Here is a 14,862-nt window from a genome sequence, read left to right on the forward strand (position 1 = left end):
TGTAGGGAAACCGAAATACGGAAGCAGATTCCTTCCCATCGGGATTGTATCTTTTGTTGTAAATATCTACACATTCGAAACGAAAATTCGGGAACTTCGAAGCGATATGTTGAGTGCACCATTCCACGCCTTCTTTGTAGATGTCGCAGCCCCGGTAGGCGCCTTCTGCATTCAGGTATCGAGTCAATGGTATGGCCATTCGGCCGCAGCCGCATCCTAAATCCAGTATGGCTTCATGAGGCTTAAGACCTGCCAAATTCTTTAAGTAGGTGAGAAAGGTCTCTCCGACGACCTTGAAATCGCCTTCTCCTACGAAATCGATCATTCTTTGAGGTGGAAGCAAATCGAACTCCGCACCCGAGGGTCCATCCCCACTCATCTATCTACTCCGCGTTACTGGATCGAGTTAACCGTTCGGGAAAAACGTGGGCTCAAAGGGTTACAGTACGGGCTAACCATAGACCCAATTCCACTTTCCCGAGAAGACTTCAAAGAGTATTCCCGGATTTCCCGCAGACTGTTCGAGCATGAACCGCACCACCTGCGAGGCGTGGTTAAGGTTTCGGGAAGAACATCGTAGTGTTCGCGCATCCTACAGAGAGTGTTTCACCAACGTATGTAGTTCGGTGCAGCTCCGGAAGTCGAGCTTTTCCCAGTCGTACGGTCCTTTGATTCCCTGAAGGTTCATTCGATTTCGGCACGGCACGCACCTGTTATATCCGGATGCAGGCTACATATCAATGGTGTTTGCCGGAAGGCGGCCCGGGCAATCGGTTGTCCGCGCCGCGAAGGAACCAATGCGCAGACTACGCTCTTTGACTCCCCGGTTTTGTTCGGGTCGTGTAGTTTTCCGGGCGGGCACACCGAATCCAGGAAGATCGATGCGTTTGAATCCACGAGGTTGCATGGTCATGTTGATCTTGGCCTCTGAAAAATGTATTACAGTTAAAAAAAAACATTGCAGATTTAAGCATTTGGGGATAGTATACATTTAGTTTATTCAGCGTGTGTGATGCCGGTTATGATGCATGGGGGAGAGGTCCAACATTAGCCTTTGAAACTGCGGATTGCGGGCGTGCTCCCGCTTTATGCCGGCTGAAATAGCCGGGAAGGATCGGGGGCTTCTGATTTCCTGGTAGCTCACCAACAATTCCGCCCAACGCTCTCGGCACGTCGCACAGTAAGCAGGCTGTTTACCGCCGACACGAGTAGAGTCTGCGAGCACCCCTGCGGCGGGTGCTCGATGCCGATTGCCGGTAGAGCGTTTGGTATGATTTCTCTCCAAGACAATTCAGACAAACGAAGATCGCGCCGTTTTCCGCCCGACGCGGACACCCTCGCCATGTGGAGTCCGGGATTCAAGTCCGTAGGAATCGTTAAGGATATCAGCAGGGGAGGGCTGGGATGTGAGTACTTCCCGCTCAATGACGACATTACCTCCAAGGCCGTCATTAGGGTCGATCTATTCGTAAGTGGTGCGGGGCGCATCGTACGGGAACTCGAGTGCCTGGTCGTCTATGATATCCCTCTGGCCCCTCTGGCGGACGGCATTATCCTCGAGTCACGAAGGGCTGGGCTCGAGTTTCAGCATCTGACGAGAGAACAGGAAACCGGAATAGAACGGTTTATCGAGAATCGAACCGCGGCACGCGAGTCGACCTTCCGGATAGACGATGCGTAACATGCTTGTGGCCCTCAGAAAACAGAGGGCCATTCCACTTTCGACCTGACCAAAGGTCCGCGCTGCACTGTGGATCGTTGTAGTATGTTTCACTCCCTCCCATACCCCTCGTTCAAGCCTCAACGCAGAAATAAGCACCCAGAGAGCCAACTCCCGGCGACCCTTTTCATGACGGTGATTGTTAAACCATTTTAGTCCGATCCGGGATGTGATAAAGAAATAGGAAACCTTGAATCCTCAGGAAAGGTCAAAAGCCTGCATCATGAAAGACAGCCTAAACCACTCAGAGAGCCTTCTCGTTCATTTCAGGCGCATGGAGAGTTTGAAAGCAGAGGCAGTGCGGTACCCCTCGATCCATCTAAACAAGCGACAGTTGTGCAACCTGGAACTGTTGCTCAATCGCGCCTTTTATCCCCTGACGGGCTACTTGACACAGGAGGATTATGAACGGGTATTGGATTTCCAGAGGCTGAGTGACGACACCGTCTGGCCGGTACCCATCTGTTTGGATATCTCCGAGAAAAGCGCGCAATCGCTTTCCCAGAACGAGAGGATCGCCCTGCGTGATGAAGAAGGGTTCATTCTTGCCGTCTTGAAGGTGAAGAGCCTGTGGAAGCCTGACTTGAGAAAGGAAGCTCTGCGTATCTGGGGAACCGAGGACCCTGAGAAACACCCCGGAGTCAGATCCTTCTTCGATGAAACCGGTTCATGGTATGTGGGCGGTTCCCTGGAAGGCATCCAGCTCCCGTTTCACTATGATTTCAACGAAATCAGGCTCACACCGCCGGAAGTGCATCGCCGGTTTTCGCGAAACGGATGGCGAAATGTGCTCGGATTTCATGCCGAAGACTTTCTGCATCGCTCTCACGTGGAAGCCATACTCTCTGCCGCGCGAGAAGCCAACAGCAGTATCCTGATTCATCCCAGCATTGGGCTCGGCGATCCGGGAGAGCCCAGGTATTACGCGCTCGTTCGAAGTTACTTCGAAATCCTAAGGAATTTCCCCAAGAATCTTATCATGTTGGCGCTTCTGCCCTCGTTTTCGATTCAAGCCGGGCCGAGGGAAGCCTTGTTGCAGGCCATTGTCAGGAAGAATTTTGGCTGCAGCCATTTTCTCGTTGCTCGAGATCACGCCGATCCCTTTGCCGGGCAGTCGGGGACCGAACGATTTTATCCTCCCCATTCCGCCCGGAAGTTGGTCGAGGAGTACGAATCCGAGACAGGGATCAAAATGGTCCCCTTCGAACCGTTTGTTTACGTGAAGGAAAAAGCGGAGTTCGTCTCCCCGGAGGAACTGGGCGCCGAGATGCAGCCGAGCGAGCTGTCTCCGTCGGAGCTGCTGAGGAGAATGGAAAATGATCTGAAGCTTCCGGAGTGGTTTACCTACCCTGAAGTGGTGGCGGAACTCAAGCTCGCATTTCCTCCCAAGTCCGCCCAAGGATTCACGATTTTCCTCACGGGACTCTCCGGATCCGGCAAGTCGACTCTGGCCAAAGTACTCCTGGTTAAACTCATGGAAATGCGAGACCGACCGGTGACGCTTCTGGATGGCGATATCGTACGGAAGAACTTGTCCAGCGAATTAGATTTCTCCAAAGAACACCGTGACTTGAATATCAGAAGGATCGGATTCGTGGCAAGCCAGATTACCAAGAACGGCGGAATCGCCATCTGCGCACCCATAGCGCCCTACGAGGAGTCGAGACGACATAATCGGGAACTCATCTCGCAATATGGAGGATATATCGAGGTCTACCTTTCCACGCCTTTGGAGACCTGCGAACTCAGGGACGCAAAGGGGGTCTATGCAAAAGCGAGAGCCGGAAAAATCAAAGGATTCACCGGCATTGATGATCCCTACGTACCGCCCGCCAATCCGGAAATCACCATCGATACTCGGGAATTCAATCCCATCGAGGCAGCGCAAAAGGTCCTTTTGTTTCTCGAGGAACAGGGATACGTACGATGACTTTCTTCGGATAGGACAGACAGACGATAGGGGCCTGCAAGGATCTGCGAGAACGGCAACGTAAGCACGCAGAGCCGTTACATCTTCTGAATCCAGATGCTGGCGCCTTTGTTTTCGAGGCACATGGGAAGGCTTTCCTGAAACCGCTCGGGGAAAAGTTGTTCCAGGAACGTATTGAACGCCACGATGCGGAAAGCCTCGTTGTACTGCAGAAACGCCCGAAGCACGTAGATTTCGTTCCACGCCACACCCTGATACACCGCCTCTTTCGGATATTCGAAAGGATACCAGATATCGTGAAAATGCACGAACACGCCCGAGGCAATGGCCGGAAGAATTTCAAAAAAGACGCGGTTTACGTCGCCGAACGTTTTGACGATATGCGTGGAATCTATGAACAGTATGTCATTGGGCTCCAATATTTCGAAAACCTCCAGCGGAACCTCTTGAAGCTTCCGGGGAATAATGCTTATCCGCTGCCGCTCTTTCTCGTCGATCAGCGATAACAGGAGCTGAGGGTACGGCTCTATGAACGTGCAATCGATGGAATCGTCAAAAAAAAGCCGGTTCGTATCGAGTGTAACACAGGACGAATATCCGGAGCCCACTTCGATGATGTGCCTGGGTTTCAAGTGCCGGATCATGCAATACAGAAAGATGGCGTCCGAATAGCCATAGCCGGGATTATCGAAATAATAGCGGAATCCCTCCGATGGCTTCCTCGGGAATGGGACTGTTTCGTAAAACTCGGTAAACGAGGAAAGAAGTTCGAGCTGCTGTTCTTCATTCAAACGAATTCCCGGTATGCGTCTGGGTGGGATTCCAAACACCCGATCTTCTGCTTCTTTTATCTCATCGAGGTTCGGAATCGTGGACGCGAAGTGACCGGGAGGAACGAAGCCTTCGTATTTGTTTTTCATCCGCTGGAGTTCGGCCCGCAGGCGATCCACTTCCAAAGCCAGTTTTGCCTGGGACTCATGCAGAGCCTCCAGCTCGGTGCGAGCCTCGTCCCGTTCATCCATGAGCGCTCTCACGGGCGGCCATGCGCGAAGGGTTTTCTCGAAAAAATGTTTCGTCCTCATGTCTTTCCGATTCGAAGTCGGGAAGGGATATCCCAGGCTTTCATCAGATCGGCCACGCTTTTCGGAATCAGCGGCTCCCAGGACCGTCCTTCCAACATCCGTAACCGAAGATTTCTGCCGCTGATCCCTTTCCGCTCAGGCGGAACCTCCCAGAGCACGTGTGTTTTCAGTCCCAATGACTCGAAGAGTTCTAGCTTTTTCCTTCCCCAATCGTCGTATATCGTAAGAAAGAACACGGCATCCATGGGGACATAGTACTTGTATAGCTCGGGGAGGTTGATGGGTAAAGGCACTACTGAAAAACGCTCGGGGCTCAGCCTTTTTTCCCTCAACACCGCTTTCACCATCAGATACCGCTCGAAATAGGTCAGCGGATTGGACAGAAGATCGCTCCGAAGCGGGTCGGCTTTGTCTTCCCTGGTCAGGTATGGGTCCGGATTGGTGATCCCCACGACAAGGTGACGACACAGCCGGAACCCCGCCATCAGATATTTCAGGTGATCGTTGTGCAGGACTTGAAACCTGCCGTGAATCACCCCCATTTCGTCTATCTGGGATAATTCGTCCATGGTGCCGATTGGAGATCCTTTCGTGGTCTGTCCACCCTGTTATGGCGCTGTCAGGATGTAGCATTCTATACAATGGATTTTATGGAAAGTGAATGTGTATTCGTTTTTCCGATCCAAGCCTCACGAGCGTATGGAAAAAATCAATTTGCATTTTGATCCCGTACTACCCATTATATGTGCATGCGATTCGACCTGCACGTACATACCGTCATATCTCCCTGCAGCAGGCTTAAGTTCAGCGAGATTCTGGGTCATGCCAGAAGCATGGGACTGGAAGGCGTCTGTATCACGGATCATGGTACGATGGAAGTGTGCAGACATCTCAAAGAAGGAGTTCAGGAAGACGGTTTGTGCGTCATTTTCGGCATGGAATACGAAACGCCGGAAGGCCATTTTCTGCTCTTCGGCCCCTTCGAGGGCCTTCCGGCAGGGCTTTCAGCTCCTGCACTTTTGAGGTTGGTGGGAGACTGTGGCGGGGCGGCGGTGGCCGCTCATCCGTGCAGGCAGGTTGCGCCCACCAGAGAGTACCTCGTACGTAAGGGGCTGTGCCGGGCTATCGAGGTTTTCAACGGTCGCAATCTGGATGCGGAAAACCGACAAACAAGTCGCTGGTGCGAATCCTATTCTTTGCATGAGTGCGCCGGCAGCGACGCCCATAGCCTGGATGAGCTGGGTCGAATGGTCACCCACTTTTCCGAGCCCGTACGCTGCCGGGAAGATCTTATTTTCGCACTGAACCACGGCCTTTGCGCCCCTGAATGCCGGACCCAAGCGGGTTCCGTTTTCGGAACCGGAAACGCAGAGCGTATTCCGCAAGCGATAGCGGACTTCGGCTAACCGCAGCCATCCGCCATGGGCATGCAATGCCCTCGGCCAACCGCCTCCCTGCACCTTCAAAAGGTACAAACCGGTTGCAGGCTTTTTTTCACCACCGCCGAGACTTCGACCCCAGCATTCTTTCGAGCGGCTCCCTTCCGGGCACAGACAAAAGTACACATCGGCGATACACAGCAGTAGACCTCAACATAGGACAGTCAAGGTACCCCGTTCAGCGCTTGACCTTCCCGCGTCTGCTATCTCCAGAGGCCATCTGATGATTTCCAGCGACCGTTCGCATACGTGAATTTCGCCTCCTTTAACCGCTGAACCGCTCCGCTCTCAGCCGGGTTAAGATAGGCGGCCATCACGCTCAACAAAAGAGCTTTCTCCTTGAATCCATTCCGGTCGCACCATTCCGCCAGCGTCGCGTAAGCATCCGGTCGCTTCAGAGTCAACTGCTTCAAGTCTTCATTATACCGGCGCATCATATTTGCAGTGCTCGTGAGCTCCAAATCCTTGATCTGATCCGGACCCAGATAGTAACGATCGCCTCTCAGGCTCGTCAGGGCGATTTGGCCGCTGGGCGACCGGCGCACCGTGCCGGTCAAGCTGGAGCCGTCTTTTAGATTCACCTTTTGGGGTTCTTCCTCGGAAGCGAAAGGAGCCATGCTCTGAAAGCGCTTGAGTTCGATACGGATGATCTCCTGCTCCGCCTCCTTACGGTGAACGCCGGTGGGATTGGTCGCCCAGTAATTTTCCAGAACTTTAAGGCCATCGTTGGGACTACTTGCGCTCACTGCCGTGGCCAGGGTTTTTGCCCACTCGTCCTCAGCGCGTGCGGTCCGAGCCTTCCCCTCCACGTTTGCCACCCGGTTTCGGGCCTCCTGGACGTATTTGCCACTTGGAAACAAACGCAGGTAATCGCTCAGCGCCTGGCTATATGCCGCGGGGTCGCCCGATGCAGCCTCCGCCCGAGCCAACGACTCACTCCAGGTCCGTTCCTCGAATTCAGCCACGAGCTTCTGTCTTTCCTGCTTTGCCTTTTCTGTCTCCTCGTGGCCAGGGTACCTACGGATGAACGAATTATAGGCATTGATCTCGGCCAGAGCGTCGCCGCCGGCCCTTTGGGGAATCAGCAAACGCTCAAACCGTACGATGGCGTTTTTGAAATAGGGAGTATCCTGGTGATCCGGGTACGTTTTCATGAATTCACGGCAGAGTGCGATGGCTTCCTCCAACCTCCCCCGTTCCTCGAGGTCGGCCAGTTCCGCCTTCTTCTCCTGAGCGTACTCGATGGGATATCGGTCAATCAGTGTTTGGGCCTCAGCAACATGCTTCCCCTCAGGATGGGTTTTCAGATATCCCCGTAAGGCTTCCATTTTGGCATCGAGACTCCCCCATTCCGTATCCATAATCGTACGAAAATCCCTGTCGTCGATGAGATCGGGAATTTTTGTCAGACGTTCTTGCACCTCCGCGTAATTCGCTCCATACATGTGCCTTCCAAGATAGGCACTATAGAGCGGAGCCATTTCTTCGTATCGATCCCCAAGCTGCTCGATTTCTTCGTTCAGCTTTTTGAATTCCTGCTGCTCGTAACGACTCGGAAGTTCTTCCAGCAACGCTTTGGCATCCTGTTCGAAGCCTCTTTTGGGATAGTTGGTGAGGTATTCCCATACCAGGTTCTCCGCTTTTTTCAGGTCCTGTATAGGAAGTTCCAATTGACCCTTTAGCCTGAAAAATTCTCTTTTGGCTATCTTTGCCGGGATTTCTTTTAGCAGCTCACGGACCTGTTTCATATGTTTTCCACTGGGGTGAAGGGACAAGAAGTCCTTTAACGTCTTTTCCTGCTCTTCGTAATCTTCCCCCAGTTCCTCGGTCTTCTTCACGGCCTTTTCGAATTCCCGGTTTTCGATGCGATCCGGTAGTGCCTTCAATGCCTGCCCGATTTCCTCGGTATGACGGCTGTTCGGATGTTTGGAGACATAGTCTTGGTACTTGCCCTCCACAACCCTCAGATTTTCTTGATACCGGGTGGCCGCCATCATTTCCCGGTAATCCTTTTCCGCCTGGGAGCCCTTTATCCAGAGCCAACTCAGAAAGATCAGACAGATTGCAGGAAGAACGATCAGGGCCCATTTCAGATTCCGGACCAGCTTTTTGGTGTCGGGTTCCTTCTTGGCTCCTTGGGAGCCGGCTTTCGAGCTGCCCTGGGCCGACCCGCGGAGCGACTCCGCTTTCTCCAAAGCGGCCTCTTTCAGATTGGCAAATGAAGCAAGTAGGGAATCCTTCCATCCGGAGTTAACCTTGGCGGCTTCCTCCGGTTCCGAAGGCGAGGATTCAGCCTGACCAGAGGAGTCGTATGCCGATTCAGCATGTTCGGCGTCCGTCTCCGGCGTCGGCCTCTTCTTCCCGGAACGCACGTCCTGGGACGGCCGAGATGTTTTGGCATCCGCGGCCATGGATTCGGAATCATCAGAGACAACGCTCATAGGCACCTGAACCGGATTTCCGCAAGCGGGGCACTTCCCCCTTCGGCCGGCGAACCTTGCGGGAAGATTATACGACTTGCCGCATGAACACGTTACTTGGATCGTATCCACGAGCTGACTCCTAACTCGGAAAAAACGTTAATGCCGCTGTTGGATTCGGCAGATCCCGGGTCACTTCACACAGACTGGGCGAAGCTTTCGTATTGCATTGTATAATATGGGACAACCCAAGGCAAGAACCCACTTCAATCGAGGCCGTGTTTGGCGAGAAAAGCGGCCGTGCGCCGGCACGCCGCCTGAAGCTCCCTCTTTTCGCGTCAATCCCAAGCCGCAAGCCCGATCCCGACGCCCGGGCGCGATTGGTGCTCTAAACTCTCCGCTTTTCCGCCAGCAACTCGTTCAGGTACAATGCCATTATTCCCAATTCATCCTTGTTCGGAATTTCGATTCGAACGGGATTTCCTTTCTCCAAATAGGATTTCAGCGCCGCGTTGATCGCCAGTATCGGCGAGACCACCTGCCTGACAAGAAAGAAACACACCAGGCATCCCAAGATGGCCCCCAATACTCCCACGGCCATCGACGTCGTCTGCAGTCTTTCGACTAGCGCCGTCAAATCCGCATCCGCATTCGGCACTCTGGCCATAATCTGATTCGTTCCCTGAAAGAAAACCGCCGAACCGTATCCCGCACATAGTCCAATCACCACCAGGAACCCCAAAATCATTTTGTTTGCCAATTTTATTCTATGCATCCGCCAACCTCCTTAGACATTCCGATGTATGTGAGCGTTCTCTTTCATGTTTTCGAATGATCTTTCTTCCTTGCAAATGCTTTCACTCGGCTGCGCGCCTGCTCTTGAAGATCCACCACTCTGTCCGTTTCGTCCACGATTTCTTCTCCAATGATGGTCTCTATGAGATCTTCCAAGGTAAGCAGCCCAGCTATGCCGCCGTATTCATCAACCACCATGGCCAACGGTTCTCGACGCCTCAGAAACTGGTTGAGCAGGGCCAGGCAGTTGGCGCTTTCCGGAACAAACGAAACCTTCTTTACGATGGATTTGATCGATTCCTCAGGGTGTTCCCACGCGCGTCTACCGGAAAGCTCGTTCGTGAGAACGTATCCCTGTATGTTCTCCACCGTTCCCGAATAAACGGGTATCCTGTTAAAACCCTTATCATGGGCCATTTCGTACGCCTTCGCCACGGATAGGGAAATATCCAGTGTAAACATCACCGTTCTAGGTGTCATTATGTCCCTGGCGCTTTTGTTTTCAAGGCCGATAATATTTTCCACCATCCGACCTTCCATGTCGCTGATTTCACCGTGTCGGGCGCCCAATCTCACCATGGCAAGGATTTCCTCCTCTGTCACAACGGCGCCCTTCTGCTTGCCGGTGAACCAGCGTGTGAACGACAGGCTCAACCAAACCAGGGGGAAAAGCAGCATATTCATGGCCTGCAGCGGCGTGACGATATAGGGCCATAGCCTCCGCCAGTGCACGGCTCCCACGGTCTTCGGTAGGATCTCAGAAAGTACGAGTATGCCCAAGGTCAGACACACGGAGAAGGACACAACCCAATGAGGTCCTAAAACACCGGCCGCCAGGGATCCGGCCAAGGTGGCTCCGGCCGTGTTGGCCACAGTGTTCAGAATGAGTATCGAGGCCAGAGGGCCCGCTATCGTCTGTTTCATCTTAATCAGGGTTTTCGCCTGTCGAGGATGTTTGTCACTCTTGACGGCCGCCTCCAGTTCGGTTCTTCTGGTCGAATACAACACCGCTTCATAAAGTGAACATTGCATGGAAACAAGTATGGTGCATGCTACCACTAACACTAAAGCCGTCATCCCGGGCTCCTTGTTTAAGCTTCAAGAACGCAGGAGACCCTTCGCGCTTGATTCCATAGAAGGGTTCCAACACGAAGAGCCATGTTTTCCGTCGTCATCAATAAGCAAAAAGGCGCCGCGCTACTCCCTCAGACGGCGCCTAATTCACGCAAATAGGAATTCTTGGTCGCTTGTGCTCAAAACAGGCGAAAAATACGTCTCTCGCCTTGAATCGGAATGCAGAAGTCTATGTTACAACCTGCCGTGGACACTCTATAGCATGTATATCAAGAACGAAATCCGGTTTAAAGGCCAAAAACCATTGGCCTAAATGCCGCCGGTCTCGAACTGCATACAGGAAAGGCTCGATTCCGCGCCACCTTGGGAGGCTTCGACTTCCGGACTAAGACGCACCCTGGATCTGAAGGGGCCGAGCGCGCCTCACGGCGCGTTGTGAAGATTGGAAAAGGCCATCTAAAAGCGAATGAAATTTACACAAGGGCTTTGATCCGTTAAACTGATTGTAGTACATCTAAACAGGGTATGGGTGCGATTGAACTGTGAGCGGTCGAGTTCGGCCGACAGTGGTTGGATGTGACCGCCTGCGGGACCCGGATGAAAGAGCATACCCTGAAACCGCCCTTACTGGAACGCCTTTTAATGGTTTTCGATCTGGTATTGTTTTTGCATCCATTACGAAAGCGGCGAAGTAGGATCATGGCCTGATTCTTAGTCCCTTACGTTCAACCATCATTATTGGAATATTAGGCGAGCGATGCATCTTACAAAAAGACATCTTTTGCACGCCGTCATCGCGCTTTTCCTGTGTTTGGGCATCGGACAGAGCGTTTTCGGCGATTTGAGCGACAGCGACATTGGTCGGAGAACCTGGAGCTGGGTTAATCCCTGGCCCCAAGGAAATACCTTGTTCGGCGTTGGGGGTACGTCCTCATCCTCTTTATTCCTGGTTGGAGAGAAGGGGACGATTCTGCAGTATGCGGACGGCGAGTGGAACTCATGGAATTCACGAGTTTCGAACACGCTATCGGCGGTTTGGGAAGTGCGTCCGGATTCCGTTTATGCTGTGGGGGAGCAAGGCCTGGTTCTTCACTATGACGGCGAGACATGGTCCCGAATGACGACCGTGGCCTTCAATTTCGATCTGACCGGAGTTTGGGGATCTTCGGATGAAAATCTCTTCGTTGTCGGTCGATCTCGATCCCAAGATTCATTGGAAGGCGTCATATTGAGGTATGATGGGTCCAACTGGCTGAAGATGGCGACCGGACTGAAAGACTTCGAACTGCGCGCCATTTGGGGAACCGGCCCCTCCGATGTTTGGGCCGTTGGGCTGCAGTACGGCAATCAAGCTCTCCACGGCGTCATTCTTCACTATGACGGGCGGGAATGGAGTGTATCGAGCACCGGTACATATAGTCCCCTTTTCGACGTACGAGGCGACGAGAACGGCAATGGGTACGCCGTTGGATCCGACGGAACGGTTTTGAACTACGACGGAGCCGCCTGGAGTTTCGTCAAGTACGACCCCAGCTTGAGCGACATCACATGGAGTGAATTCAGAAAGGTATCGGTAGGGCCGGATGGTTCCCTGGCCGTATTGGACGTTTGGCAAAATCGAGTCCTGTCTTTTCACGAAGGAACGTGGTCATGGATCGACATTCCCCCGGATTTCACGCCGAACGCAATTCATGGAACACCGGCGTCGGGTCTTCTGACCGTGGGCAGCCAGGGTCATATGTATCGTTATGACCAGGGTTCCTGGTCCCCTCTCACCAACGTGATTACCACATCCGACTTGAATGCAATTCGCGGCAGCAGCCCGGAAAATGTGTTCGCCGTTGGCAAGGGGGGGGTCATTCTTCATTATGACGGAGGCGCCTGGGCGCCTATGCAGTCCGGAGTCAACCTCGAGTTGCGCGGGGTCTGGGCGTCACCTTGGGAATACGCCCTCGCCGTAGGGGCCGAAGGAACCATACTCATCAATCAAGACAATGGCTGGGCGCCAATGGAATCCGGCGTAACGTCGGATTTGAACGCGGTCTACGGCCCGCCGATTACGGATTATTACGCCATCTATGCGGTGGGGAAAAACGGCGTTGTACTCTATTACGACGGTTTTGAATGGTATCATCCGGACATGGGCATAGACGTCGACCTGAACGACGTCTGGGTATCCGAACGTGGTCAGGTATTTGTAGTCGGCCAAGGCGGATTGATTCTTCAGTTTGACGGCCGCTCATGGGAACAGGTACCCTCTGGTACCTCAGAGGACCTGAACGCGATTACCGGGATCCGAGTCTCCGCGCTTTCTCAATATGTTGTTGCCGTAGGCGATTCGGGAACCATTCTGGTGTTTGACGGCAAGACATGGTCGCCGTTTCCTTCGAATCTCTCGATCGACCTGATCGGAGTAGGTGTTACGGGGCTCAGGAGTCTATTTGTCCTGGGCAGGGATGGGAGCGGACACCTTCATGACGGTGCGCTCTGGCAACCCAGCATCCTTCCGGCCTCAGTTGCCGTAAGAAGCGTATGGGCCGATAGCCGCCAGGACCTGTTCGCGGTGGGTGATTCGGGAACGATCCTGCGTTACGCGGAGCAAAATCTGCCAAGCCCGGGGGTGACTTTACTTTCGGATCGCAGCTTCTACTTGTCTTCGGATACGATTCACATCACGGCTTGGGTCGAAAACAAGGGACCATCGATTCAGGTAGCCTTCTATTTGTATCTTTTCACTCCTCCGCCGCTGAGCGAAGTGTACTATCTGACCGGCTCGGGATGGCATCCTGCTTCCGCTCCCATGCTTGCGTCGGTCAACATCCCTGCAGGGTTCACGTTTGCAGGCGAGTTACTCACCATCCTGCCGTCCACTTCGGAGCCCCCTTTTGACGCTCCCGGCATGTATCGGATAGAAGCAGGGTTCTTCGACGTTGACGTGCATAATTCCGTTGGGAACTTATCCACCCTGGAATTTTACATCGAATGATCGGGTTCCCTCATTCTCTGCCATCCGCCCGGTTAATTTCCAAAGACCCGCAATCGGCGCGAAGAGAGAGCCGGTTACCCGAAGTGGTTAGTTTCGCCCGCCAGTGGTCGAATCGGACCGTTCAGACACAATCCTGGCCGCGCATAAGTGCCAGAGATCCGGGGAGTTACCTGAAACGCTAAGTGGCACGCTTATTGGTTTTTAGAATATCGAACGTGCTCACCGCCCTAAATAATCCGAACAGGGCGGGCATTAATCTTATCCTTCCTCTCAAAAGTGGGGGCGCATAAGCGCTGAACCCACTTTTGTTTTTTTGGGTCACCGCAGTACGACGTAAGAAGATTGATAAGTGACTGCAGCAATACTAATATGAACAGGGTCTGGATTGCCGCTCCTCCGCAAACTCTGCCCGGGAACATCATGCCGGGGGATCCCCTTGGGATCAAGGAGTCCGAGGTCATAGGCAAACATCTTCCGCCCTGACGAGTGAACCTCCTGTGACGTGCCCGAACCGCAGAAATATGCGATGTCTTGCCCTGAAGTGGGCATTGACACTCATTTTTCTGTTGGTGATCGTTTCGCTCTCCTTTGCCGGTGAAGACGACATCCGCACAGCCGTTCTCCTTTCGGAATCGATTCGGCCCTACGTTGAGGCTGCACAAGGTTTTTCCGAGTTCATGCCCGGCGAGGTAATCGAGTTAACGATCCAGCGTTCCAAACGAGTCGTTCCCGACGATCTGCTCGAATCAAAATGGGATCTTATTCTAGCCGTCGGTCCTCACGCCTTGAGTCTACTGCCCATTATTCCAGGCGATACACCCCGCCTCTACACCATGGTCCTCAATCCTCAAGACGCTATTCCCAAAGACGCCGGTATACCCGGCGTGTCTCTGAATATCCCAGCGCGATTTCAGGCGAAAGTCATCAGAAACGCTTTGCCGGACGTGCGTCGAGTGGGCGTTTTCTACGACCCCAAGTTCAGCTCGACAGTGATTGATGAATTCCAGAAAGCCGGTCGGGAACACGATCTGGTTTTGGTCCCCATGCAGGTGCTATCCCAAAAGGACATCAGGGACGCGCTGAATGAACGTCTCGAATCCGTAGACGCCCTTCTGATGATACCGGACCCCACGGTAGTTTCAGAGTCCATCGTGGCGTTTCTCATCAAGGAGGCTTTAAAAAAGGGAGTACCCGTCATTGGATACAACCGCTTCTTTGCAGAAAAAGGGGCCTTGCTCTCTTTCATCATTGATTATAAGGGAGTAGGACGCAGAACCGCGCGGCTGGCAAAAGAGATCCTCAGTGGCAAGGAATCCAAACCTCTTCCTCCACCGGTTACCGTAGAAGTCAACAGAAAGCTAGCTGACAAGTTTGGTTTCCATCTCGGCCGAATCATAGAATCCGACGAGGAGTAGC

At 53.2% G+C, this 14,862-nt stretch carries 11 protein-coding genes; 5 read left to right on the forward strand and 6 right to left on the reverse strand.

Features of this window, described 5'->3' with window-relative positions; genetic code table 11:
- Positions 1-379: class I SAM-dependent methyltransferase (locus HY788_18315; GenBank protein ID MBI4776101.1), on the reverse strand; the 379-nt coding region annotated here is incomplete at its 3' end.
- Between the two features lie 891 nt (positions 380-1,270).
- On the opposite strand from HY788_18315, the gene HY788_18320 reads away from it, so the two are divergent.
- Together HY788_18320 and HY788_18325 are read left to right on the forward strand one after the other, a co-directional pair.
- Positions 1,271-1,681 carry a PilZ domain-containing protein gene (locus HY788_18320; protein MBI4776102.1) on the forward strand — a complete coding sequence of 137 codons (411 nt, stop codon included), beginning with the start codon at positions 1,271-1,273 and terminating at the stop codon, positions 1,679-1,681.
- Positions 1,682-1,943: 262 nt separating this feature from the next.
- A complete protein-coding gene (locus HY788_18325; protein ID MBI4776103.1) occupies positions 1,944-3,650 on the forward strand; it encodes a bifunctional sulfate adenylyltransferase/adenylylsulfate kinase in 1,707 nt (568 codons plus the stop codon).
- Positions 3,651-3,727: 77 nt separating this feature from the next.
- Here HY788_18325 and HY788_18330 read toward each other — a convergent pair whose 3' ends face one another.
- A complete protein-coding gene (locus HY788_18330) occupies positions 3,728-4,570 on the reverse strand; it encodes a class I SAM-dependent methyltransferase (GenBank protein ID MBI4776104.1) in 843 nt (280 codons plus the stop codon).
- Between the two features lie 158 nt (positions 4,571-4,728).
- Entirely contained in the window at positions 4,729-5,301 is a 573-nt protein-coding gene (locus HY788_18335) for a nicotinate-nucleotide adenylyltransferase (protein MBI4776105.1), read from the reverse strand.
- A gap of 180 nt (positions 5,302-5,481) precedes the next feature.
- Between HY788_18335 and HY788_18340 the strand changes: the two genes are divergently transcribed.
- A complete protein-coding gene (locus HY788_18340) occupies positions 5,482-6,138 on the forward strand; it encodes a PHP domain-containing protein (GenBank protein MBI4776106.1) in 657 nt (218 codons plus the stop codon).
- Between the two features lie 236 nt (positions 6,139-6,374).
- On the opposite strand, the gene HY788_18345 is transcribed toward HY788_18340, so the two are convergent.
- From HY788_18345 to HY788_18355, 3 genes are all read right to left on the reverse strand, one after another.
- Positions 6,375-8,612 (reverse strand): hypothetical protein, encoded by a 2,238-nt coding sequence (locus HY788_18345; protein ID MBI4776107.1) that lies wholly within the window; start codon positions 8,610-8,612, stop codon positions 6,375-6,377.
- A gap of 367 nt (positions 8,613-8,979) precedes the next feature.
- Positions 8,980-9,366 (reverse strand): methyl-accepting chemotaxis protein, encoded by a 387-nt coding sequence (locus HY788_18350; GenBank protein ID MBI4776108.1) that lies wholly within the window; start codon positions 9,364-9,366, stop codon positions 8,980-8,982.
- 44 nt (positions 9,367-9,410) lie between these two features.
- Positions 9,411-10,463 (reverse strand): HlyC/CorC family transporter, encoded by a 1,053-nt coding sequence (locus tag HY788_18355; GenBank protein MBI4776109.1) that lies wholly within the window; start codon positions 10,461-10,463, stop codon positions 9,411-9,413.
- Between the two features lie 754 nt (positions 10,464-11,217).
- Here HY788_18355 and HY788_18360 point away from each other — a divergent pair.
- Complete coding sequence (locus HY788_18360; GenBank protein ID MBI4776110.1) at positions 11,218-13,446, forward strand: hypothetical protein; 2,229 nt, start codon at positions 11,218-11,220, stop codon at positions 13,444-13,446.
- 521 nt (positions 13,447-13,967) lie between these two features.
- Entirely contained in the window at positions 13,968-14,861 is an 894-nt protein-coding gene (locus HY788_18365) for a hypothetical protein (GenBank protein MBI4776111.1), read from the forward strand.
- Position 14,862 lies beyond the last annotated feature (1 nt).

The organism is Deltaproteobacteria bacterium, assembly GCA_016208165.1.
Taxonomy (GTDB): Bacteria; Desulfobacterota; Desulfarculia; order JACQYL01; family JACQYL01; genus JACQYL01.